The following is a 22823-nucleotide window of genomic DNA, read 5'->3' on the forward strand; positions in this document are numbered from 1 at the left end:
ATCCTATCGCTTCTGGCATTTTATTTGCTTATAGGCGCATAAGCTATTTATTGGGACGAAAGGTCTCAAATTGTCTCTTTTTATTTGACGTTGAATCTGTAAATCAAGGAACCTTATGAATTTTTTTAAAACGAGTTTAGTTGTTTTAAGCTTAGCCGCAGCAAGCCTTAGCCATGCTGCAACCGATAACAAGGAAAACAAAACAATTCGTTTAGCAACGACAACCAGTACTTACCACTCAGGGCTTCTTGACTACCTTTTACCAGCGTTTAAAAAAGACACGGGCTACACTGTTGAAGTTCTAGCTGCGGGTACAGGCAAAGCATTGCGCATGGGCGAAAATGGTGATGTTGATTTAGTCATGACTCACGCCCCTAAAGCAGAGGCCAAATTTGTTGATGGTGGTTTCGGTATCCTTCCTCGCAAGCTAATGCACAACGACTTCGTACTTGTTGGTCCAAAGGCAGATCCTGCAAAGATCAAAGGTGATAAAGACGTTGCTAATGCACTGGTTAACATTGCCGAAACAGAGGCTGTGTTTGTTTCTCGTGGTGATGATTCTGGTACCAACAAAAAAGAACTTAACCTTTGGGCACAGACAAAAATGGAACCAAACTTCGGTGGTTACAAAGCGGTTGGTCAAGGTATGGGGCCTACATTAAACATGGCGTCTGAATTACAAGCGTATACTTTAACTGACCGTGGTACATGGCTTGCTTACCAAAATAAACTGCACCTAGAAATCATGGTTCAGGGTGACAAACGTCTATTTAACCCATACCAAGTGATCTTAGTGAACCCTAGCCGTTACCCTGACATTAACTACCAAGGTGCAAAAACATTCAGCGATTGGTTAGTTAACGCTAAAGCACAAAAAATGATTAACGATTACCAACGTCATGGTGAACAACTATTTGTTGCAGATGCGATTACGCAATAAACAATCAACTTTATTTGATTTTATAGCATTTTGCGCCGAACACTTGCTCTTATCTAATTAACACTTCTGTTATAATGAAATAAGACCATGTTCGGCGTAACCAATTAAATATTAGAAATAAAATAACAATGAATATTTGGCAAACAACGCAACAAGCAATCCAACTTTTGTTCAGTGGAGATAGTTCGCTATGGGGCATTGTTGGTGTTTCTTTTTCAGTTTCTCTGTTAGCCATTGCTATTGTATTAATTCCCTCTTTATTGGTTGCTTTCGCCCTTGCTTATGGCAAATTTCCAGGTCGATGGCTAATCCTTTCTTTTGTTAATACACTGCAATCCGTTCCTACTGTTGTTATTGGCTTATTGTTGTATATGTTGCTATCGCGTTCAGGGCCTTTAGGTGACTGGCAAATGCTGTTTACACAGCGAGCGATGATTCTTGGGCAAATATTAATTTGTTTTCCAATCTTGATATCTATGATGCATGCCGCCTTCCAAAATAGTGACCGTCGCGCATGGGAAACCGCTATTTCATTAGGTGCAAGCTACCCTCGCGCGCTAATGAGCCTTATGTGGGAAAGTCGTTTTCCACTATTAGCTGCCATTGTTGCGTCTTTTAGTCGCATCATCACTGAGGTGGGTTGCTCAATGATGGTGGGTGGCAACATCTTAAATTCAACCAGAAATATTCCGACAGCCATTGCATTGGAAAGCTCTAAAGGTGCGTTTGCACAAGGTGTCGCCTTGGGAATGGTCTTATTACTTCTCGCTCTCGGACTAAACTTTATTTTATCGTTCTCTCGTGGCAAAGCCCACTTGCGTACGAACTAAGCTGAGGGTATTGATATGATGCATATTTCAATTGAGGCAACAGATCTTTCTGTTCGCTTTAAACATCGTCTACTTTTCCATATTCCTCAGTTAAAGTTAGAGCCGCAAGATGCGATTTATCTTACTGGTGATAACGGTGTTGGAAAAACAACGCTATTAAAAGTACTCGCAGGATTACAAAAGCCGACCACTGGAAAAATTAATACTCAACACCATTGGTTAAGTCGTTTGTTTGGAGGCTGTTATCAAAATGGCATTATCTACATGCATCAAACCCCTTATATGTTTGATGGAACAGTGTTTGATAATGTTTGTTATGGCTTAAAATATATTGTTAGAGATCGCCAACAACGCCGTAATGAAGCCATTAATGCCTTAAGAATGGTTGGCTTAGAAACCCTTGCCGATGAACATGTCTCGGTATTATCGGGCGGCGAACGACAACGTGTAGCAATGGCACGTGCATGGGTATTAAAACCAAGTGTATTATTGATGGACGAATCCAGTGCAAGTATGGATAAAGAATCCATCAGCCGACAAGTTGTATTGGCAAAAGATTTATTAGAGCGAGGCTCTAGCCTTGTCATCACTAGCCACCAACATAATGAGCTAACCGACTTATGTCGTCGCCAGTGGACAATCAATGATACAAAATTAATTGAGCGTGCAGATTTGCAGCTTGTTAAAAAAGATAAGGATAACTATGCCTACGCCTGAGCAAACTCAGTGGGTTATTTTGGCTGGTGGACAAGCCAGTCGCATGGGAGGCAATGATAAAGGTTTAATTAAATTGGCTGATAAGCCATTAATTCAACATGTTATCGATACGCTGCGCCCACAAACATCACATGTCACCATCAATGCAAACCGCAACCATGAACGTTATGCTGAATTTGGTGAAGTCTTTGGGGATACCATTAAAGACTACCCCGGCCCTTTGGGGGGGATGCATGCCGCACTTTCTCATATCGATAACGACTGGATCGGTTTTGTGCCTTGTGATTGCCCACAGCTTCCACATGATTTAGTCGCAAGAATGGCAAACGCTTGTACAGAAGAAACCGATATTGCTGTTGCTCATAATGGTGAGCATATTCAACCGGTAGTCACACTTGTTCACCGCCGCATTTTACCTAAGCTTGAAGCCTTTCTCGCTAATGGTGATAGAAAAATCATTCTGCTTTACCGTCAATGTAATATGATCACGGTTGATTTTAGTGATCAAGCCGATGCTTTTGTAAACCTTAATACCCCTGAAGAACTCTCTCAATTTGGAGTGCTACATGAGTCAAATTAACGCTTCTTTACCGCTACTTGGTTTCGCTGCATTTAGCGGTACAGGTAAAACCACTTTACTTGAAGCAATGTTGCCTAAACTTGTAGAGCGAGGACTTCGTGTAGCTGTGGTAAAACACGCTCACCATAATTTTGATATCGACCAAGAAGGCAAAGACAGCTACCGCCTTCGTAAAGCAGGCGCAAGCCAAATGTTGATTTCTTCTCGCTACCGTCGCGCACTGGTGACAGAAACACCAGAAGAAGAAGCACAACTTCCCTATTTACTCAGCCAACTCGATCAAACCCAATTAGATCTCATTTTGGTGGAAGGTTTTAAAAAGCTCGATTTCCCTAAGATTGAATTACACCGCAAAGAAGTCGGCAAACCTTGGCTACACCCAGAAGACAGCAACATCATTGCCATCGCTGCGAATATCCCAGCTGAAAGCACATTGCCACAAATGGATATCAATAATCTTGATCAACTTACTGACTTTGTTATTGATTACGTGAACAGCAGTGCAACCACTGAAGCGCAAACATTAAGCTGTAGCGATATCAATCCAGCAGGTATGTTATCGGTTACTCAAGGTCGAGAAAAAATTCTTGAACAGATTAAGCCATTACATAACAGCGAATCTGTGAGTCTACATCAAGCACTAGGGCAAATTGTCGCACAAGATATTTTATCGCCAGTCAATGTCCCCCAACATACAAATTCTGCAATGGATGGTTATGCTATTGCTGGTGATGATATAGGGCGTGATAGCTATCAGGTTGTTGGTCAAGTACTTGCTGGTCATAGTTACGATGAGCCACTACATCATGGTGAAGCTGTTCGCATAATGACAGGCGCACCTATTCCGCAAGGTGCGGATACCGTCATTATGCGTGAACAAGCAACCCAAAAAGGTGACACGGTCACGTTTGATAAAGCAATGGGTAACATTAAAGCTGGTCAAAACGTACGTCAAGCAGGTGAAGATCTGGCATTAGGTCAAATTGCCGTTGCTGCAGGAACAACTATCACAGCGCCAGAACTTGGTATGGTAGCCTCACTAGGTATTGATAAAATTGTAATCAACAAGCCTATCCGGGTTGCGATTTTCTCTACCGGTGATGAAGTTCAGCAACCAGGTGAAGCGCAGAAACAAAACTGCATCTATGACTCAAACCGCTATACATTATACGCCCTACTCACTCACTTAGGCTGTGAAGTCGTTGATCTCGGTATTATTGATGATAACGAAGCATCGCTTGAAAAAACGTTAATACAAGCGAGCACGAAAGCTGATTTGATCTTATCTTCTGGTGGTGTATCTGTCGGCGATGCGGACTATATAAAAAGCGTGTTAGAGAAGTTAGGCCGAATTAACTTTTGGCGTATTAATATGCGTCCAGGTCGTCCGCTTGCTTTTGGAACCATTGGTAACGTGCCATTCTTTGGCCTACCGGGTAATCCTGTCGCGGTAATAGTTGCATTCTTACAATTTGTTGAACCAGCAATTAGAAAACAGCAAGGCATTATCAATTGGCAGCCGAAAACGCATCAAGCTATCGCGATTGAAAAACTTCGCTCTCGTCCAGGACGTACTGAGTATACTCGCGGTATTTCGAGTTTTGATGCTAATGGCCGTTTAGTGGTGAAAAGTACAGGCTCGCAAGGTTCTGGCATACTTCGTTCGATGAGCGAAGCAAATTGCTTAATTGAAATAGCACCAGAGCAAGTAAATGCAGAAATCGGTGATAAGGTTACCATCATTCCATTAGATATACGCATGTAACGTTTCAGCTCTCCATGATAAAAAAGCCAAGCTACTTAAAGTATCTTGGCTTTTTTATTTTTATATGTAGCTTCCATGCTACCTTTTTATTTCCCATCTTCTACACGTTAGAAGTCGACACAAACCTTTCGTTATATGTTAAGTTGTAACAAAATGTTTCTTTATTCTCTAGATAAATGATAATACCGAATAATTTATCGATATACACGACAATCATAGATTTACTGGTTAAAACATTAAAAAAATAGCTGTTAAGCATATTATGCAATCAAGATTATATGTTTTATTGAAATTTTCATAAAATATTGTAAACATTCCTATATAATTAAACTAGAACAAATATGGCATTGTATACTATTCACAATCATTGAATATCAATGGTGAATAGAAGCACTTGCATTTACACATAAGTTAAGAACAACTCGTTTTTCATCTGGCTAGACCATTACACAACATTTTATGTTGTAGAATAGGCGCAGTCTCTATTTTAGGTATTCATACGTAACATGTTTTTAGATACATACTATTCAGATAAAAGTGGTCAGTTTTCTTTTACTCGTGAACAAGCAAGTGATTTTGCAAAACGAATTGCGGGTGACTTCAACCCTATTCACGATCCAGATAATAAGCGCTTTTGTGTTCCTGGTGATCTACTTTTTTCTGTCTTACTTGCCAATGTTGGTATCAGCCAAAAAATGCGTGTGACGTTTGCAGGTATGATAAATGAGAGTACAGAACTGAGTATTTTAGCCGAATCCGATACCGATTTATCATTAATCGATAGCAAAGGTAAGGAATTTCTTCATCTTGCACGTTCTGGTGAAATTACCCATAACCAAGATTTAATTGCTCAAATAACTAAAAGTTACGTTCAATTTTCAGGAATGAATTTTCCTCATATCATGGTGCCTTTGATGAAATCTAAAGACATGATGATCAACCCTGCTCGACCATTAGTTATTTACGAAAGCATGGAACTTGAGTTCTGCCGACTAGATTTAACAGCACCCCATGTAGAGCTAACAAGTTCAAATATTGATGTTGATGGCAAACGTGGCAGCGTAACGCTGAATTTCTGTTTTAAAGAAAATGGAGAGATTGTGGGTACTGGCCGTAAGCGTATGCTGATGAGTGGCTTAAAGCCTTATTGCCAAGATGGTATCGATGATTTGGTTTCTCGTTTCAACGCAAAAAAAGAACACTACAATAATCTTCAAACAGAAAAAGTTTAAACAGAAAAAGTTTAAACAGAAAAAGTTTAAACAGAAAAAATCATATTTTGTATTTCAAAAAGCCCGCCATTAGCGGGCTTTTACTTAATGATCATTTATTCTATGATCATGTTTTAAAGGAAAATATAATCGTGCTCGTAAACCAGGATTATTATCACTAAACACCAAATCGCCACCATGACGTTTCATCACTGCTTCAACAAGCGATAATCCTAAACCAAAACCTTGATGCGTCCTGCTTTTATCAGCACGGTACATCGGCTCTTTAATGCGTCCTTTATCTTCATCCGATACGCCAATTCCATTATCAATCACTACCACACCAAAATGATCGACGACAACATCAATACTTCCTTCATCAGGTGTATATTTAATCGCGTTTTCAACCACATTATAAATGGCACGAAAGAGTAAACTAGGTTCACCTTTTACATGGTATGGCTCGTCCTCACGAAATGATAAAACTTGTTTCTTTTCATCCGAAATAGGCAATAGAAAATCAACAACATCTTGGCAAACTTGAGATAGACTTACCCATTGCTTATCAATTTTATGTTTCCCCGTGTTGATATGAGAAATTTCCAACATCCCATTGAACATGCTAAGGAGTACTTCCAAATCATCATGGCAAGCTTCTAAGTCTTTGGTAAACGGTGTCGTATCTTTTTCGAGTAAGCTTTCAAGCCGAAGTTTCATTCTTGCAATTGGTGTACGCAAATCGTGCGCCATACCAACCGAGAGTTCCTTTAATGACTCTTCTTTTTTCTCGACTTGTTCAATAAGAAAATTAAGGTGGATAGTCAGTACATCAAATTCATCATCATTTTTACTGACTGGGAGTTTCACCCCTTTTTCGCCAAGGCTAACTCGGTTCATACCATGGTTAACACGCTCTAATTTCCTTAAAATAGAAATTGCAAATAATAGAGCGCCCGCAAGCATCAAAATCACGGGAACCACAATGCCTGAAACTAACATTGGTGTCATGTTTTCTCGGTATGAGCGCATTATTTCAGGATTAACACTAATAATAAGCATCTTATTATTAGGTAAATTTAATGTCTTTTGAAGGTGATTAACACTAAGCTCGGTATCTGATAATACTGCTGGATACGATAGCGTAGTATTCATCTCTGGTCTGTTGATAATCCTATATTCAAGCTCATTTTGGATTTGCTGATGCTCTTTAACAAGATCAGGAATCGCATTAATATGACCTTTTTGAACCATACGCTCAAACAATGTCATTTCAATATTTAACTCTTTTGTTAACTGTTTATTGTAAATAGTTTCTGAATTAACATAAACTTGGTTAATAAACAGTATAAATATAATAGCAACACAACAAATAAAATAGAGTAGAACTTTAAGAATACTCGAACGCGATAACCGATCAGAGCCTGCGTAAGACATAACCTGCACCTCGTACGGTATGGATCAAACTGGGCTCACCACCTTCTTCTAATTTTTTTCGTAAGTTTGCGATATGTACATCGATAACATTGGTTTTAGGATCGAAGTGGTAGCTCCATACCGACTCAAATAAGCTCATACGCGAAACCACACTTTCAGCATGCTCCATTAAATATTGCAGAAGTAAGAACTCTTTTTGCTGCAAATTTAATACGCGAGATCCGCGCCATACCCGATGAGATTTAATATCAAGTCGTAAATCGTCATAGCTATATTCAGATGAAATATTCACACTAGACTGATGGCGCTTCACTAATATATTGGCACGAGCAATGAGCTCAGCTAAAGCAAAAGGTTTCGTTAAGTAATCATCACTGCCTGCCGTTAAACCAGCTACACGGTCTTCTACACTATCCATGGCACTTAAGATTAAGATGGGGGTTTCATTTTCTGTTGCTCGTAATGCTGCAAGTACTTTTAAACCATCAAGTATCGGTAACATTCGATCTAAAATAATCAGTTGATACTCACAACTTGTTGCCATCATTAATCCTTGATGACCATCCTCTGCTTCATCAACCACAAAGCCATGCTCTCGCAATCCTTGCGCAATAAATTCACGCGTAGTGACATCATCTTCAATAACGAGAACTTTCATTTAATACCTAATCATTTCTTCTCACCGCTTATTTTCGCATTATATACATAAGAGATATAATTTTCAGGTAACAGGATCATGGCTTTACTTTTTAAAGACAAAAAAACGGCCTACCAAAAGGTAGGCCGCTTAACGTGATCATAGGGGGAATTATGAAATCACGAATTTCTTAATGCTAACGTCTTAAAGTGACTTCATCTGGTTAGCAATAATTTCAGCTTGAGGGCCAAGGATGACTTGAAGGTTATTAGAACCTACATTTACTACACCTTTAGCACCAAGTTGTTTAAGTTTTGTGTCATCGATAACTGAACGATCAACAATACCTAAGCGTAAGCGTGTGATACAAGCTGAAATATCAGTTAAGTTATCTTTACCACCTAATGCTGCTAGGTAAGCTTTTGCTAAATCTGCTTTGCTTGCAGCATCGTCTTCTGGGTTAGAGTTTTCAGCCGGCGTATCTTCACGACCTGGTGTTTTAAGATTAAACATCTTAATTACAGTAACGAAGATTACGAAGTAGATTGCGCCTACCACAAGACCCATTGGGATAATTTCCCATGAGTTGTGCGCAGCAGGTGCGTTGTAGTTCAAGATGTAATCAATTAAGCCTGAAGAGAAGCTAAATGCCATGTGGATATTCAGGTAAGACGCCACAACAATACTCACACCCATTAAAATAGCGTGTACTAGGTATAATGCTGGAGCTAGGAACATGAACATGAATTCGATTGGCTCTGTGATACCAGTTAAGAATGCAGTTAGTGCAACACTTAACAACATACCACCAACCACTTTCTTGTTTTCTTTCTTCGCTGTTACATAGAATGCAAGCGCAGCACTTGGCAAACCAAACATAACAACTGGGAAGAAACCACTTAGGATGCGTCCTGCTGTTGGGTCGCCAGCAAAGAAGCGAGAGATTTCACCTGTTACTACATGGCCATCCGCAGCTGTGTAGCTACCGAATACAAACCAAACCATGCTGTTTAAGATATGGTGTAAACCAAGTGGAATTAATAGACGGTTAGCAACACCGTAAACGAACTCACCAGGTACGCCACTTGTTAGGATCCATTGACCAAGATGGTTAATACCATCTTGAATTGGAGGCCAAATAATGCTGAATGCGTAAGCAAGTACTAAAGCAACTAAACCCGTTACTATAGGTACAAAACGCTTTCCGCCAAAGAAGCCTAAGAACTCAGGTAATTTGATTGCATGGAAGCGGTTATATAGAAGACCTGCGCAAACACCAATAATGATACCGCCAGCAACACCTGGATCAACATCTGGGTTTAACGTTTTAAGTGCCGCCATCAGGATGAAATAACCTACGGCAGATGCAATCGCTGCTGCTGCTGAATTATCTTTCGAAAATCCGGCCCCCACACCCATTGCGAAAAGTAATGCAAGATTGGTAAATACAGCCTGACCACCCGCTGCAATAAAAGGAATATTTAATAGATCAGGTTGTCCAATACGCAGCAAAATACCGGCAATCGGTAAAACTGCAATAGGAAACATAATTGCGTTTCCTAGCTTTTGGAAATGTCCGAGAATGCTCATCCTCTTCTCCACGTTAAAAGTTAAAAGTTAAAAGTTAAAATTAAAGTAAATTGTTTTAATAACTTAATGATACGCATTGATTCTTAATTGGAATTAAGCAAAAGATTAAGGATTCTTAATGTTTGCTTCTAAAAGCACAATTATGAGTGATAGACATCACAGTTTTATAAATTCTCCAGTTTTTCACGTTTATCATGAAAAGAATCAATAGCAAATAATCATAGCTATATAGCATTACACATTCTCTTTGACGCAAAATTTGGCCGTCTTTGTGAAAATAAAATATCATTTCTATGGCACTTTCTTTAGAATTTGATGTCAACCTACTCATACCCTATTACTGATTGACTTTAACCATGATGTCTTTTATCTCTCAAAAACTTGTTAACTATCTAGCATTAGCTTTTTTTGCATTAGCACTTTTCATTGCTATCTCTATATTCCCAGTACCTCTGTTAAGCGATCCCATTAATAATGCGGCTGGCTTATCATTTTCTTTATTAACGGATACGGCAGGTAAACCCTTCTTCCTTATCACAACCGTATTGCTGTGTTTATTACCGGTATTTTTCCGTTTACCTAAAAAACAAATCATTAAGTTGTGGATTCAATTTGCTATTTTGTTGGTACTAAGTTTTGGCGCGAAAACAATCTTAAAGCATGAAACCGCGATCCCTCGTCCTTATACCTATGAACTACAGCGTTTAAACTTAGTCACATCACCTGAAAACTTTTATCAGCTGAATAAAAGCGAAAGAAAAAACGTTGTTAAAAAAGCATCTACCTATATTAGTAAATGGCGCATTCGTAGTTGGGAAGCTGAAACAAACTATTCATTTCCATCAGGACACACAATCTTTGCTGCAATTTGCGTTCTGTTTTGGGGCGGCTTTTTACTACGTACTCGCCACTATTTATTAGCTGGTGGACTTGTAACATGGGCCGTGGGTGTGGGTATTAGCCGTTTATGGCTAGGTATGCATTTCCCATCAGACGTAATGGGCTCAATCTTATCTGCAGCAGTGTTATATTTATTTATACCCGAATGGCGAGTAGATTCTGAGAAATAATAAAAAGGGCTCGCAAGAGCCCTCTTTTACATTCACACAATATTAATTTACTGTACAGGTGTCGCTTTGTGTTCGTATTCAACAATCAATTGATTGCCCGAATACGTTACGTTAGTAATTTCACCATCAAAAATAAACGTATTTTTAATAGATGAATTAGCGCTTTGTCCTGAAGCCATTTGCTCTCGCAGTGACGGTAAAATCAAGATAGGGTCAACATTTAATAGACGACAAAACTCATTGACGAACTGTTGCTCAATCGGTTTAGATCCCCGTAAAATATCTGAAAACTCCAACTGGGTTAAGCCTAGCTTTTTAGCCATTTCAATCTGAGTTATACGCATTTTTGCTTTGTAACTCATCCATGTGTCATGCAAAATTTGACGATCTTTTTCTGTATACAACATAATTAGCCCTAACAGCGCATTTTTATTTTAAAATAGAGTCATTTCCTCTAGTTAGAATAGTTTACGCCTAATTACTAGGTATTAATGTCAAAACCGCGTTAAGCTCTGCTTCGATAACACAGCTCGTTACAACCTCGTTATTGTACTTACATGATGTTCATATATACTTGTTAATAATTAATATTTATAAGCTAATGTTATGTAAGGAATGCTGCTTTTATATGATCACGTTGTGTCGTCGTTCAATCCTCACACTCTTTATCATTTTCAGTGTTTTTACTAACGCTGTGATTGCACGCACCATTAGCTTTGATCAAATACCTCAAACACACTGCCTTCAAATGACAACACCATTAAAAGAAGCAGTCCATCCAGATCAATGCTGCGATGAAGATATGCCTATGTTGTCAACGAACATCACGACGCTTTCCTCTTGTGGAATGAGCGATATCGATGATATATCACTGGCTCACAACGATACTGTTAAAGAAAAATCATCATGCTGTAATGACGATGATTGCAAGAGCAAACAAACACAAGCAGCACTGTTAACTTTGTTTGCGTTTTCTGCAATTGTTAATGACGTGCAATTATATGCAAGTCAAACACACGCACCTATTTATTTTAGTGAAGCACAACTAAGGCCTCCTCTCGTTTAACGAAATAACTAATCGGCATTTGCCACCACTTTATTTTGTTATTTAGCGCGACAATATTCGCGCAACTTGAAGGACTTACAGATGAAAATTTCACATATCTTTGCTGCTACATGCTTATTTGTTACCTCATTGGCTCAAGCAAGTACACCTATTACTGGCACTAACTACCAGTCACCTTACTGTGGTTGTTGTAAAGAATGGGTTAAGCACATGGAAGACAATGGCTTTAAATTAGATATGGTGTACGAAGAAAACTTAACGCCTATTAAAATTAAATTAGGTTTACGTCCTGAATATGCGTCATGCCACACTGCACAAATTGAAGGTTACACTTTTGAAGGACATATTCCAGCAACTGAAATTAAGCGTTTCTTAGAAAGTAAGCCTGAGCGTATGATTGGCCTTGCTGTAGGTGGTATGCCAATGGGTTCACCTGGTATGGAATATGGCGATCAAAAAGACGCCTATGACGTGTTAGCATTTGATAAGGATGGCAACACCATGGTTTGGTCACGCCACAACCAGTAATCGATTTTAGCGATGCATGAAAAGCCCGTACTTGTGACGGGCTTTTTAATGTATTGCATACAGAACCTATACATTCTTACCGTAAGATTCAAATGAATTACTGCATCACAACAGTTAACACTATTTTAATTTAACGGCGGTACCAAAAGCCATAATTTCAGATGCGGCATCAGTGACAGAGCTAGTGGTATATCTCACGCCAACAATAGCATCAGCACCAAGTTTATCAGCTTCTGCAATTAGACGCTCTGTCGCAACCGCGCGTGCTTCCATTAGCATTTCTGTATACCCTTTCAATTCGCCACCCACAATACTCTTTAAGCTTGCCATAATATCTCTGCCGACATGTTTTGACTGAACAACACTTCCAGTGACCACGCCCAGCAAGGACTCTATTTCACGTCCAGATATTGTTTCCGTTGTTGTGTAAATCATATGGCCTCTGCCGTTGCGTTAGAAACAGTGATAAATGAGAACCTATCACAATAACACCCTCACTCATATGTTATTAAAATGGTAATGATGCATTAGGTGATCAATGCATATGATTAAATCGTAACTCTTTTAATAAGATAACTACACTCAGTTAATATCTACATTGTTGGAGTGATAAATGGAAAGTCAACTTACTATTAAAGAATTTCTTAGAGTATTTGATCATATTCGCTCAATCGGTACCCCCCTAGATAGCAAATACTTGTTGGAAGATATATACGCATGGCATGACTATGACGGTTACACCTGCTGGCTAAATTATCGAGATGTAACGGTCACATTGATGTTTCATGGTTCGCTAAAAGTTGAATACGAGAAACATGCAAACTATGTAGACTTCACTAAGCGTTGTTTATCACTGATTGCCAATAACACGCAAACGGTCAAATAGGTGTTAGTATGAATTTATTATCTATTATCATCACTATCGCCACGATTATTTCTTGTAAAGCATGGAGTTCAGAATTAAAAATGATGGATTTTACCAGTCCGAAAGAATACGAACGTTGGTCTGCCGTAAACGACAACGTGATGGGTGGTATTTCTACTGGGCAATTCACCTATGATGGCAGCGTAAGTCAATTTACTGGTGAGCTATCATTAGATAACAATGGCGGATTTAGCTCGGTAAATAGAACAGTAGCACCATTAACTAATAACATTAACGCTGTGAATCTGACTTATATTGGTGATGGTAGAACATATCAATTACGGTTTACGACGAGGAAAGATGGTTACCCTATTAACTACAAACATGAATTCGAAACGATTAAAGGGCAACAACAAAGCAAAACTTTTAACTTTAATGACTTTAAAGCTGTGTTTAGAGGAAGGTTACTGATTGGCGCGCCCGAACTTGTCGCACAAGATATCAAACAAATTGGCTTTTTAATTGCTGATAAAACACCACTCCCTTTCGTCTTGAAAGTTCAGAGTATTGAATTTCTTAATTTTAAATAAAACTCACTAACACATAATAATATAGGGATTTTATTAGCCAGTCTTCGCTAAATGGTTTATGAAGATGTTTCACTTGTTCTACTTATAAAGCCTTTACAACCACTTATTTGATTATTAACGGGTAACAACTTATCATTTCGTTTTTTATTCACAATCTTTAAATATTTGTAACAAGTCACGGTATAAGTGCCGTATTTCTCAGATAATATTATTAATACTCAGTATTACTTTCACTATGGAAGATCGATTGTATTTCACGGCTGTATAAATAAAGGTTTGATAACAATGTTTGGACGAAAACGAATAGAAACAGAAAATAAAGCGCTAAAGCAAGAGTTAGCAGACCTTAAAGAAAAGTATCAAGCTGATATCACCGCCTTAGAAGAAAAACTTCAACAAACTCAACAATTAGTTCAATCGGCTAAGCAGGATAACCATAAAAGTGATGAGTTATTGTCGTGCAGTTTAAAAGGTGGCGACATGCTTACAACGATCCGTAATGAGATGGTTGAAAGTGCTCAATCTATGGAACACGAAAACCATCAGCTACAACAACTAGACGAAATGTTTGCACAAACCCATCAGGCACTTTCACGCCTTGATACTCGTGCGGTTAACATCAGCTCTCAGGCCACTCAAAGTACAGACTCTGTAAAAATACTCGATACCACCGCCACTTCTATTTCTCACCTTGTATCAACGATTAAAGAAATTTCTGACCAAACGAATTTGTTAGCGCTCAATGCCGCTATTGAAGCTGCTCGTGCGGGTGAAGCTGGGCGTGGTTTTGCGGTTGTAGCCGATGAAGTTAGAAATTTAGCAGGCAAAGCAAGCGAAGCCAGCGAGCAGATTGACACTCTTGTTAGCCAAGTACTTACGCAAGTGAATGAGATAAAATCATCGATTGATGAAAACCAGTCCTGTGCTGAAGAAGTATCAGCTTCTTCTGCTCAAATCGGTACTATTGTTAATGAAGTGGTTGGCCAATCTGAACATATGCAGCGTGTTATTCATATTGCATCAACGCGTGCTTTTTTAGATACGGTAAAACTTGATCATGCCATTTGGAAAAATAATATTTACAGCTTCCTGCAGCGTGGTGCATTTAATGAAGTTATTAATAGCCACTCGGAGTGTCGTTTAGGTCAATGGTATTACCATGATGAAGGTAAAGCATTTAGCCATTTAAGAAGCTATGCATTAATAGAAGAGCCTCATAAAGCGGTTCATGAAATGGGGCGTGAAGCGATGAGCCAAGCGAAATCGGGCAATATGTCAGAAGTAGTAACGGCAATAAACGCTATGGAAGAAGCAAGTAAAAAAGTAGTTCTCCAAATCGACAATTTAATGCACGAAATAACACAAAGCTAGTTGATTAGGTTATTTTAATTGCACTCTTGTGTTTATATCGAGTGCTAAAGATTACCTCAAATATAAACGGTGTATAGCTTTTTTACATGCTATACACCGTTGTTCAGATAGGTTAAAGAGCGCAACAATGCCCTCTCACCATTACAGCACTTTGATGGGAAATCATTTACTCAGTTAAGATTCAAATAGCTGCTTATTTGGATCAGAATTAACGACCCACTCAGGATCAATCTCTCGCTGCTCAAGGTAAATCTGTAAGCCATTAAAATACGTAAAGGCTGTTAATTCAGATTCTTTATTAAAATGCTCAAAAAACGCCTCTTCTTGTTCTGCTAATAATTGCAAGGTGGTTGCACCATGCTCTAGCGCCCATTGAATGGCATAAGGTGAAATCATCGTGCGATGTAAGATCAGCTCTTTGACCTCCGAAATAGCGACTTTTTTATTTTTACAACGAGTACTGCTAGATTCAATCTGCTTGTTGGCTTTTTCTTCCGCTAACAATGCTCGTAAACTCGCTAAACTTGCCGCAATTTCAGCACTTGAATAACCGTAGCTTGTTTTACAAAAACGTAAGGCATACGCCATTTTATCGCGTCCGACTAACTCAATGACCTGTTCCAAATAGGGTTGTGGGATCGCATATGCCGTCGCCAGCTGGATCACTGCATGATTTAAACTGGTATATACAATGCCATCAAATTCAAACTGGAACGCTGTTGTTAGCCCTTCAACAGGAATACCATCAATACTTACCGCCCATCCACGGTAATTGACTCGCTCTTTGGCAATTTCAAACATTGCCCATGCGCTTTCACGAAAACCTTCAAGTGCTTTGCCTTCAAATTCACACTCTTCAAGCTCTTGCTTAGTCCAATTAACACCAATCTGTAAATGCTTTTGATACTTCTTATGCAGTTTCTCTTTTACTTTATCGCGTAAAATATCAAGGCCACTTGCTTTAATTTCTTTCGTAAAACCAAAGCACTCTTGGCAACAAGGCACCATGATAGGTGCAGATTGGCCATCATAATTAGGCTTTGCCATAAATGCATGGCTTTCATAATAAGGTTCGCCACAAAACCAACAGGTATGACGAAACTCAAAAGGCACATCAATCGACACATAATCGGTCGTCATATGGGAGTACTCATTGTTGTGGTAATCGTTGAAGTTGACATGATCTCAACCTTGTATGGCTATTTATACTTAAAGTCGCTGTTTATGGCTAATCTGATTTTATCTTTCATTAGATATAGAGGTGTTAGATATAAAGAAAGGCGTTTACTTGCTCAAAAAGCGATCTATTTTAGCGATCGCTCGTAATACATCATAGGAGGGTGTGTTATGAGTCTTAAACGTTATTTAGATAAGCTATCACCAAAGTTCAAACCTGGTGGACAATACCAAACCTTTTATCCCTTGTTTGAGGCGGTTGAAACTATTTTCTATACCCCTGGACAGGTCAACAAAGGTATTACTCATGTTAGAGATAGCATTGATTTAAAACGCATTATGATCATGGTTTGGTTAGCTGTTTTTCCCGCCATGATTTGGGGTATGTACAATATTGGGCAACAATCTAGTCATGCGTTGTTATACGGACTTGATGCGACGGCGGCTCAGCAAGCATTGGATTCCTCATGGCGACTTAGCTGGATATGGGGTTCTCTTGACGCCGTTCAGCAATCAAGTTGGATCAGCGATCTCTTAGTTGGTGCCAGTTACTTTTTCCCTGTTTATCTTACTGTCTTTATAGTTGGTGGCTTTTGGGAAGTATTGTTTGCCATTATTCGGCGGCATGAAGTGAATGAAGGCTTCTTCGTCACCTCCATATTGTTTGCGCTTATTCTTCCTCCAACTATTCCACTTTGGCAAGCGGCGCTAGGTATTACCTTTGGTATTGTTGTCGCGAAAGAGATCTTCGGTGGTACGGGTCGAAATTTCTTAAATCCAGCACTCGCCGGTCGTGCTTTTTTATACTTCGCCTACCCTGCAAATATGTCTGGAGGCGCTGTTTGGGTTGCAGCAGATGGTTATTCAGGGGCGACACCACTCAGTCAGTGGTATGAAGGTGGACAAAATGCACTGACGAATAATATGACGGGGCAACCTATCTCATGGTTTGATGCTTTCATTGGTAATATTCCCGGTTCAATGGGAGAAGTCTCAACCCTATTTATCGCGCTAACAGGCGTCATCTTAATTTTTATGCGAATCGCATCGTGGCGAATTGTACTAGGTGTTTTCATCGGCCTCGCAGGGAGTTCCTTACTACTTAACACCATTGGTTCAAATACTAATTACATGTTCTCAATGCCCTTCTATTGGCACTTTGTTATTGGAGGTGTCGCTTTTGGTACTTTCTTTATGGCAACCGATCCAGTTTCTGCCGCATTTACCAATAAAGGGAAATGGGCATACGGCATTTTAATTGGTGTGATGACCATATTCATTCGCGTGCTAAATCCTGCTTATCCCGAAGGTATCATGCTCGCTATTTTATTTGCCAACTTGTTTGCGCCACTGTTCGATTTTATGACCAAAACAGGAAATATTAAACGCCGTGCTAAACGGGCGGCATTAAAATAGATACCTTCACTGATACCCTTATCAACTATCTGATTACACGATAATCTTTCGTTTCGTGTAATCAGATAATAAGAAAAATATATCAACAGAAATTATCGTTACAGTATGTTGTTATGATAAAGATTAGGTTCTTAGTATTAATTGTCGTTATTAATAGCCGTTACGCTTGATGTAATAGCAACTAAAGCGGTAAAATACGTGCCCTGTTTTAAATCGTGAGTATGTTGAATGTCTGAACAAAAGCGAAAGGCGCTAAAGAAAATAGCAAAATGCCTTGAGTTAGGTAACTCGGCTAACGTTAATGAAGCCGCGCAAGCTATTCGTATGGCCCATCGCCTCATGCTCAAATATGGTCTTGAGAAAGACGATATTGAATTCATCAAAATGGGCAAAACAAAATCTCAAACCTTACTCCCAACTGATATAAGCGCACAGATATTAAAAATAATCCGTGGTATTAACCGTCGATTTGGCGTGGAATGTGTACTAACTAATTATAAAGGTTTAAAAAAAGCGGAATTCATCGGTATGGCTGAGCGCGCAATTTTCGCCGCTTTTGCTTTTGATGTTGTATATCGTGAAATGAACCAACAAACGGGACAATTTAGAAATAGTTTTGCCGGTTCTGGCACTAGCACACAGGAAGTCACACGACGTGTAAACTCTTTCCTAGCAGGTTGGCTTGAAGGTGCATTGGAAAAACTGCCGGAGTTAACGACAGACGATGACCATGATCAACGTATGGCGAACTACATTGATAAACAATTTGAAAACCTTGATCGTGAAACGTTTAAAAAACAGCTACAGGAAGCAATGAAAGCACTCACCGATGATTATGAAAAAGGGATGAAAAAAGGCCGTTCCATTTCGGTTAGCCGCCCTGTCGGTGGTAAATCAGCACAAGAAGAATTAAAAAGACTTAACTGATTCTATCCTTTTCTCGTAAAAAAGCTGCTAATGTGGCTTTTTTTATAACTTTTTAATTTATAAATTACCATAATCGCTAATATAGCTACCATTTCACGCCTATCACAAATCGATGTACATCGCTGATAAATAGCTTAAAAGCATAGTTATTAGCCTCTTTTTATCTAACTTTATTTGACTCGTTTAAAAAAACAGCAAAAGAACAACTATAAACACGATATTTCAAAGAAATGAGATTCCAGTCGCGTTTTTATGTTAGAATAAATCAAAATCCCTTAATTCCATAGCCATCAAGACATGAAATTTCCTGGTCAACGTAAGTCAAAACATTACTTTCCTGTCAATGCCCGCGATCCATTAATTGTTCAAATTCAACAAGACAATCCATTAGCAAAATCACATCTAATTGGTGTAGGTCAAACCATAGTTGATATTGAAGCTCGCGTTGACGATGACTTCTTAGCCAGACATGCTCTTACTAAGGGACAATCTGTCGTTCTTGATGAAGATAAAGCTGAACTGCTTTATAAAGAATTAAAAGATCGTAAGCTTATCAGCCACGAATACCCTGGCGATACCATTGGTAATACATTGCACAACTACTCTGTATTAGCTGATGATAAGTCAATTCTGCTTGGTGTAATGAGCCAAGATCTAAAAATCGGTTCATACGCCTACCGCTATTTATGTAACACCTCTAGCCGTATGGATTTAGATTACCTGCAGCCTGTCAATGGCCCTATCGGTCGTTGTTACACGCTTATCAGTGAAGATGGTGAACGTACTTTCGCGATTAACGAAGGTCAAATGAACCAACTTCGTCCAGAAAGTATTCCTGAATCTGCATTCAAAAAAGCCTCTGCATTGGTGCTATCAACTTACCTTGTTCGTGGTAAGCCAACAGATCCAATGAAAGATGCGGCACTGAAAGCTATCGAATACGCGAAAAAGTATAATGTGCCAGTCGTACTGACGATGGGGACTAAATACGTTATCGAAGATAAGCGCGAATGGTGGATTGAGTTTCTAAAAGAGCACGTCACCTGTGTTGCGATGAACGAAGAAGAAGCTGAAGCACTAACCGGTGAAACAGATCCACTGACGGCTGCCGATAAAGCACTTGATTGGGTTGATATGGTTTTGTGTACTGCCGGTCCTGCGGGTTTATACATGGCGGGTTACACCGAAGATTCATTAAAGCGTGAATCATCACTGCCGCTTCTGCCGGGTAAGATCCCAGAATTCAATAAATACGAATTCAGCCGCCCAATGGCAAAAAGTGCATGTGAAAACCCAATTCGTGTTTACTCTCACATTGCCCCTTACCTTGGTGGCCCTGTTGAGATCAAAAACACAAATGGTGCGGGTGATGCTGCGCTTTCTGCACTTCTACACGATATGTCTGCTAACCGTTTCCATAAGGTTAATGTACCTAATTCTGCGAAACACACTGCGAATTTCTTGTCGTATTCGTCTTTCTCTCAGATTTGCCAGTACTCTAACCGTGTTAGTTATGAAGTATTGATCCAACACGCACCTCGCCTATCTCATGGCCTACCAGAGCGTGAAGACTGTTTAGAAGAAGCATACTGGGAACGTTAATTCCAATTTGTAATAGTTTAAAAAAGGGGCTAATTAGCTCCTTTTTTGTTATTTGTATTTAACTCAATGTGATAAGTGCATCGCAAAATTTTGCCACTTTATTGAAAGTTAATATTTTGTTAATTAGGCTTGAATTTATCGATTACTTTATAAAATTGCAGTCTATATTGTTAAGGAAAACAATGAATAAAATATTAATCGTGTCGTTATCGGCTTTATTAAGTGCCCCCACATTCGCAGGAATGCAACCATTCTCAGCAAACAATCTTCCTGAAAATTGGCCGAATTATGAAATCCAAAATTACAACGCCCAAGTTGAAAATGGTTACGACGGCCCACTGAGTAACATTCTTGTTATTTACGATCCAAGCATCAAACCTGAGCAGTTAAATCGATATTTGATGCAGCAAACCGCCATTGCGAATAAAGCTCACGACATCAACAACATCAAATACCGCCGTAACATTGTTGCCGCCATTCCAATGAAATTGGAAGGCGATAATGTAGCAGAAGTTGCTGATAGTTTTTCAATTGGTGATTTTGATGAAATACGCCGCAAATACGGTGCCTCAGTCGTCTCGCTTGTAATCAACAGCAACCTTGCTGACCGTCAGTGTGGTGTGCAAACCAGTTACCACACCGTCAGCGTATTTAACGAAGCCTGCTCTCTCCCAACGTTGCTTGCGCACGAGTGGGGGCATGTTGACAACCTTGGACATGAGTACGAGCACACACAGTCACATTTTAAAGACGACAATTACGCATGGCGCTGTGGCGGAAAACCGACCATCATGAGTGCCGACCTCAATTACAATCAGTTTGATTTGAATGAGTTCTATTCGGATCCCAACGTAACACGAGGTGGCGAAGCGTGTGGTACAGCTACCGCCAACAATGCGAAAGTCTTAAAGGAAATAATATCTAATCCTGACTCAGCTTACTGGATTGATGTACCACCTTTAGCAAAAATTGGTAATGTCACTATTTCTTTGGATGAAAACCAATCGTCAGAATTTGAGAAAGTTATCACGGTGACACGTGATGGTGACGTGTCTCAAGCTGCTTCGATTGAGGTTTATTCAGATGCGGTCACCGCTGTGCCAGCAACCGATTATCAAGAGCTGGCAAAGCGTGTTGAGTTTGCACCGAACGAAACCACAAAAACGGTATCTCTACAACTTGTCAATCCAGCACCTACTGATGCGATTTGTGATGATGGTGAAAGAACGTTAAAACTTGGTACACGATGGGGAGAGAAACTTGGCTCATCTAACCAACTCGATTTTACCGTTAAAACGCCTGAAGACACGCTAGCTAGTTGTGCGAAAGACAAAGAGCCAGAACCAACACCGACACCAGCACCAGATAATGGAAATGACGGCGGCGGCGGCGGCGGTAGCACAGGTCTATTGAGTCTATTTGGCCTTGCACTATTGCTCTTCAGACGTCGTAATTAATTTTTTAATTACAACAAGCCGTTCCTAACCATTAGGAACGGCTTGCCACTTATAGACCATAACCATTTACATCAACAAGTTGCTGTTTACTATGCACAAAGACGCCACTACCTCGCCCTATTTCTCTATTTTCGGCATCATAAACCGCCGCTTCAACAATCAACTGAGATTTATTTTGGTTTACCAGCTTCCCCACTGACCGCATTGTCCCTTCTGAAATCAATCGAGTTAAATAAGTCGTAAACGATGTTGTTAATACAAACACTTCGGTTCCTAGTAAGCTTGCGGCAAAGAAAGCATTTTAATAGTGCTTCAATACTATTTGCTTTCATCTATTTTAATAAATGCTAATAAACCCTTATAAATCGCATTACATATACGCTTATCAGACACTGGATATGGCGTTCCGACAGTAGAAAAATTAATAGAACTTCACGTTATTTTATTTAAAATTAAGAAAACGTCTTTAACTAGATAAACACAGGTGATTTTATTTCCTGTATTTAATCACTTTAAGTAGTAATATAGTAACCAGTGCTTTCATATGAAAAATTTTCTAATTTTTTAGCATTTTATATAACTTTTTTACTTCTGTTAATCAAAGTTATATTTTAATGTTTAATTTAATAAATAACTTAGCCTATATAACCGAGATAACAAAATATTAGGGGTAATAATTTAAATTAATTACGAATACTATTTTAAAAACCTTGCCAATTCCAATATTGATGATACGTAGATATGCCTACGCTTTAGCTCGCCATAGCTTGTTTGTTATTTACATTGCGCTCGTTCAACATAAATAAGAGAGGAAAAATAAAAAACACCAATCAACCAATCAACCAATTGAAACCATTTAATAAATGACGAAATCCTATGAATGAGCGCGCAACAGAAAAATAATATTTAGTTTCTTTTTATGATGTTACAACAACGTTCTTTCTTCAGAACAGTCTGAATGCTATCAATTAGTTGAAAGTCACATACGATGATGATGTTATTGTTTAGAAAAAGAAGCTGTTATACGACAATTTTCTACGTTCTTTTTATC

The 22823-nt window shown here is 39.1% G+C and carries 23 protein-coding genes; 16 read left to right on the forward strand and 7 right to left on the reverse strand.

The features are described from left to right. Positions 1-115: 115 nt before the first annotated feature. The 6 genes from C9J46_RS09310 to C9J46_RS09335 all read left to right on the forward strand — a co-directional run bounded on the left by C9J46_RS09310 (position 116) and on the right by C9J46_RS09335 (position 6064). Positions 116-940, forward strand: a complete 825-nt coding sequence (locus C9J46_RS09310; protein WP_107208191.1) for a substrate-binding domain-containing protein — start codon at positions 116-118, stop codon at positions 938-940. Positions 941-1068: 128 nt separating this feature from the next. Continuing rightward, positions 1069-1770: an ABC transporter permease gene (locus tag C9J46_RS09315; RefSeq protein WP_107208190.1), complete on the forward strand. Its 702-nt coding sequence runs from the start codon at positions 1069-1071 to the stop codon at positions 1768-1770. Positions 1771-1785: 15 nt separating this feature from the next. Beyond that, positions 1786-2487, forward strand: coding sequence for an energy-coupling factor ABC transporter ATP-binding protein (locus C9J46_RS09320; protein ID WP_107246625.1), 702 nt, complete (start codon positions 1786-1788; stop codon positions 2485-2487). Then, the gene (mobA, locus tag C9J46_RS09325; protein ID WP_107246623.1) at positions 2474-3067 is read left to right on the forward strand and encodes a molybdenum cofactor guanylyltransferase MobA; all 594 of its coding nucleotides are present in this window, start codon (positions 2474-2476) and stop codon (positions 3065-3067) included. The genes C9J46_RS09320 and mobA overlap by 14 nt, the downstream gene beginning before the upstream one ends. Then, a complete protein-coding gene (locus tag C9J46_RS09330) occupies positions 3054-4832 on the forward strand; it encodes a bifunctional molybdopterin-guanine dinucleotide biosynthesis adaptor protein MobB/molybdopterin molybdotransferase MoeA (protein ID WP_107290807.1) in 1779 nt (592 codons plus the stop codon). Before mobA ends, C9J46_RS09330 begins: the two co-directional genes overlap by 14 nt. Positions 4833-5338: 506 nt before the next feature. After that, on the forward strand, positions 5339-6064 hold the full coding sequence (locus tag C9J46_RS09335) for a DUF3581 domain-containing protein (protein ID WP_107208186.1): 726 nt from the start codon (positions 5339-5341) through the stop codon (positions 6062-6064). 84 nt (positions 6065-6148) lie between these two features. Here the strand turns inward: C9J46_RS09335 and C9J46_RS09340 are convergent, their stop codons facing one another. The 3 genes from C9J46_RS09340 to nagE form a co-directional block, all read right to left on the reverse strand. Further along, entirely contained in the window at positions 6149-7477 is a 1329-nt protein-coding gene (locus tag C9J46_RS09340; RefSeq protein WP_107208185.1) for a HAMP domain-containing sensor histidine kinase, read from the reverse strand. Then, positions 7458-8135, reverse strand: coding sequence for a response regulator transcription factor (locus C9J46_RS09345; protein ID WP_107208184.1), 678 nt, complete (start codon positions 8133-8135; stop codon positions 7458-7460). Before C9J46_RS09345 ends, C9J46_RS09340 begins: the two co-directional genes overlap by 20 nt. 183 nt (positions 8136-8318) lie before the next feature. Continuing rightward, positions 8319-9704: an N-acetylglucosamine-specific PTS transporter subunit IIBC gene (gene nagE, locus C9J46_RS09350; RefSeq protein ID WP_107208183.1), complete on the reverse strand. Its 1386-nt coding sequence runs from the start codon at positions 9702-9704 to the stop codon at positions 8319-8321. Positions 9705-10060: 356 nt separating this feature from the next. Here nagE and C9J46_RS09355 point away from each other — a divergent pair, with 356 nt between their 5' ends. Then, positions 10061-10774 (forward strand): phosphatase PAP2 family protein, encoded by a 714-nt coding sequence (locus tag C9J46_RS09355; RefSeq protein ID WP_107260295.1) that lies wholly within the window; start codon positions 10061-10063, stop codon positions 10772-10774. Between the two features lie 47 nt (positions 10775-10821). On the opposite strand, the gene C9J46_RS09360 is transcribed toward C9J46_RS09355, so the two are convergent. Further along, positions 10822-11181 carry a helix-turn-helix transcriptional regulator gene (locus C9J46_RS09360; RefSeq protein WP_105060270.1) on the reverse strand — a complete coding sequence of 120 codons (360 nt, stop codon included), beginning with the start codon at positions 11179-11181 and terminating at the stop codon, positions 10822-10824. 221 nt (positions 11182-11402) lie between these two features. Here C9J46_RS09360 and C9J46_RS09365 point away from each other — a divergent pair, with 221 nt between their 5' ends. Together C9J46_RS09365 and C9J46_RS09370 are read left to right on the forward strand one after the other, a co-directional pair. Beyond that, a complete protein-coding gene (locus C9J46_RS09365) occupies positions 11403-11840 on the forward strand; it encodes a hypothetical protein (RefSeq protein ID WP_107260293.1) in 438 nt (145 codons plus the stop codon). Between the two features lie 81 nt (positions 11841-11921). Next, complete coding sequence (locus C9J46_RS09370; RefSeq protein WP_107208180.1) at positions 11922-12368, forward strand: DUF411 domain-containing protein; 447 nt, start codon at positions 11922-11924, stop codon at positions 12366-12368. A gap of 120 nt (positions 12369-12488) precedes the next feature. Here the strand turns inward: C9J46_RS09370 and C9J46_RS09375 are convergent, their stop codons facing one another. Further along, positions 12489-12803, reverse strand: a complete 315-nt coding sequence (locus C9J46_RS09375; RefSeq protein ID WP_107290808.1) for a heavy metal-binding domain-containing protein — start codon at positions 12801-12803, stop codon at positions 12489-12491. 178 nt (positions 12804-12981) lie between these two features. Between C9J46_RS09375 and C9J46_RS09380 the strand changes: the two genes are divergently transcribed. The 3 genes from C9J46_RS09380 to C9J46_RS09390 all read left to right on the forward strand — a co-directional run bounded on the left by C9J46_RS09380 (position 12982) and on the right by C9J46_RS09390 (position 15194). Further along, positions 12982-13254 (forward strand): DUF3081 domain-containing protein, encoded by a 273-nt coding sequence (locus C9J46_RS09380; RefSeq protein ID WP_107208178.1) that lies wholly within the window; start codon positions 12982-12984, stop codon positions 13252-13254. An 80-nt stretch (positions 13255-13334) separates the two neighbouring features. Next, on the forward strand, positions 13335-13823 hold the full coding sequence (locus C9J46_RS09385; RefSeq protein ID WP_107290815.1) for a CIA30 family protein: 489 nt from the start codon (positions 13335-13337) through the stop codon (positions 13821-13823). Between the two features lie 285 nt (positions 13824-14108). Then, positions 14109-15194 (forward strand): methyl-accepting chemotaxis protein, encoded by a 1086-nt coding sequence (locus tag C9J46_RS09390; protein WP_107290809.1) that lies wholly within the window; start codon positions 14109-14111, stop codon positions 15192-15194. 174 nt (positions 15195-15368) lie between these two features. Here the strand turns inward: C9J46_RS09390 and C9J46_RS09395 are convergent, their stop codons facing one another. Next, the gene (locus tag C9J46_RS09395; protein ID WP_107290810.1) at positions 15369-16334 is read right to left on the reverse strand and encodes a hypothetical protein; all 966 of its coding nucleotides are present in this window, start codon (positions 16332-16334) and stop codon (positions 15369-15371) included. A 207-nt stretch (positions 16335-16541) separates the two neighbouring features. On the opposite strand from C9J46_RS09395, the gene C9J46_RS09400 reads away from it, so the two are divergent. From C9J46_RS09400 to C9J46_RS09415, 4 genes are all read left to right on the forward strand, one after another. Next, positions 16542-17786 carry an NADH:ubiquinone reductase (Na(+)-transporting) subunit B gene (locus C9J46_RS09400; protein ID WP_107290811.1) on the forward strand — a complete coding sequence of 415 codons (1245 nt, stop codon included), beginning with the start codon at positions 16542-16544 and terminating at the stop codon, positions 17784-17786. 228 nt (positions 17787-18014) lie between these two features. Next, positions 18015-18713 carry a DUF2786 domain-containing protein gene (locus tag C9J46_RS09405; protein WP_107208174.1) on the forward strand — a complete coding sequence of 233 codons (699 nt, stop codon included), beginning with the start codon at positions 18015-18017 and terminating at the stop codon, positions 18711-18713. Positions 18714-19010: 297 nt separating this feature from the next. Then, the gene (locus C9J46_RS09410) at positions 19011-20315 is read left to right on the forward strand and encodes an inosine/guanosine kinase (protein ID WP_107208173.1); all 1305 of its coding nucleotides are present in this window, start codon (positions 19011-19013) and stop codon (positions 20313-20315) included. Positions 20316-20497: 182 nt separating this feature from the next. Beyond that, entirely contained in the window at positions 20498-21772 is a 1275-nt protein-coding gene (locus C9J46_RS09415) for a GlyGly-CTERM sorting domain-containing protein (protein WP_233217734.1), read from the forward strand. Between the two features lie 49 nt (positions 21773-21821). Here the strand turns inward: C9J46_RS09415 and C9J46_RS21780 are convergent, their stop codons facing one another. After that, a complete protein-coding gene (locus C9J46_RS21780) occupies positions 21822-21968 on the reverse strand; it encodes a hypothetical protein (protein WP_233217736.1) in 147 nt (48 codons plus the stop codon). Between the last annotated feature and the right edge of the window lie 855 nt (positions 21969-22823).

Origin of the sequence: Photobacterium sp. GB-36, from assembly GCF_003026135.1 — a bacterium.
Lineage (GTDB): Bacteria > Pseudomonadota > Gammaproteobacteria > Enterobacterales > Vibrionaceae > Photobacterium.